Origin of the sequence: Nonomuraea sp. NPDC050680 (assembly GCF_040654555.1) — a bacterium.
Taxonomy (GTDB): Bacteria; Actinomycetota; Actinomycetes; order Streptosporangiales; family Streptosporangiaceae; genus Nonomuraea.
This window is the reverse complement of the sequence record NZ_JBFAIF010000056.1, coordinates 1-1,421: the sequence shown is the minus strand read 5'-3', so window position 1 is coordinate 1,421 and position 1,421 is coordinate 1. Positions and strand designations below refer to the sequence as shown.

General features: G+C 66.9%; 2 protein-coding genes. One reads left to right on the top strand and one right to left on the bottom strand.

Annotation, left to right across the window (positions count from 1 at the left end):
• A partial coding sequence (locus tag AB0H88_RS52535; protein ID WP_357657750.1) for a hypothetical protein occupies positions 1-204 on the bottom strand: 204 nt, incomplete at its 3' end.
• Here AB0H88_RS52535 and AB0H88_RS52530 point away from each other — a divergent pair.
• Positions 122-1,363 (top strand): IS256 family transposase, encoded by a 1,242-nt coding sequence (locus tag AB0H88_RS52530; protein ID WP_357657748.1) that lies wholly within the window; start codon positions 122-124, stop codon positions 1,361-1,363. The genes AB0H88_RS52535 and AB0H88_RS52530 overlap by 83 nt on opposite strands.
• Positions 1,364-1,421: the final 58 nt, after the last annotated feature.

The following is a 1,421-nucleotide window of genomic DNA, read 5'->3' as shown; positions in this document are numbered from 1 at the left end:
GGCTGCGTCCACGGAAGTGGTGTATGAGTTTGGCCTGGTGACAGGCGTGGCGTCGTGAAATGAGGACGGCCATCGCGTGATCCTTCGAATGCGCAGTTCAAGATCGAAGGAGAACAAGGCGATGGCCGCAGACAACAGTGTGACGCCCGGTGAGTGGCTGGCGAGGCAGATCGAGAGCGATGACCCGGACATGTTGCGATCCATGGTCAAGACCATGGCCGAAGCATTGATGTCGGCCGAGGCCGACACCCTGTGCGGGGCCGGCTACGGCGAGCGCAGCAGCGAGCGGACCAACTCGCGCAACGGCTACCGGGCGCGCGAGTGGGACACCCGCGCAGGCACCGTGGAGCTCGCGATCCCGAAGCTCAGGTCCGGCTCGTACTTTCCCGACTGGCTGCTGGAGCGGCGCCGCCGGGCCGAGCAGGCACTGATCAGTGTGGTGGCGACCAGCTACCTGCTGGGCGTCTCAACGCGGCGCGTGGACAAGCTCATCGAGCAGCTGGGCATCAAGAACATCTCCAAGAGTCAGGTCTCGCAGATGGCCAAGGTGCTGGATGAGCAGGTCGAGGCGTTCCGCACCCGCGCTTTGGACGCCGGCCCGTACACCTTCATCTGGCTGGACGCGCTGACGCAGAAGGTGCGCGAGGGCGGCCGCATCGTCAACGTGCACTGCCTGGTGGCCACCGCGGTGAACGCCGATGGGCGGCGCGAGATCCTCGGCCTGGAGGTCACCAGTACCGAAGACGGCGCGGGCTGGCTGGCGTTCCTGCGTGGCCTGGTCGCCCGCGGCCTGTCGGGGGTGCAGCTGGTCGTCTCCGACTGCCACCGCGGTTTGGTGGCCGCGATCGGCGCCACCCTGGCCGGCGCGTCCTGGCAGCGGTGTCGCACGCACTATCTGCGCAACTTGCTCACCTGCGTGACCAAGTCCGCGCAGCCGTTCGTGGCCACGCTGGTGCGCACCATCTTCGACCAGCCCGACGCCGCGTTGGTACGCACCCAGCACGCCTGGGTGGTGCAGACCTTGGAGGTCAAGCATCCGGCCGCGGCCGAGCACCTGGACGCCGCCCGCGAGGACCTCATCGCCTTCGCCGCCTTCCCGCGCGAGATCTGGACCCAGATCTGGTCCAACAATCCGCAAGAACGGCTGAACAAGGAGATCCGCCGCCGCACCGACGTGGTCGGCATCTTCCCCGACCGAACAGCGATCATCCGCCTGATCGGCGCCGTGCTGGCCGAACAGACCGACGAATGGGTCGAAGCCCGCCGCTACATGGGCCTGGATGCCCTGGCCAAGGCCCGCCTGCGCGTGATCCCGGGCGACACACCAGCCCAGAACCCACTGCCGCAGACACTGACCGCTTAACCTGCAGAAACAGGATCACGCGAAGATCCACTCATACACCACGTCCGTGGACGTGACC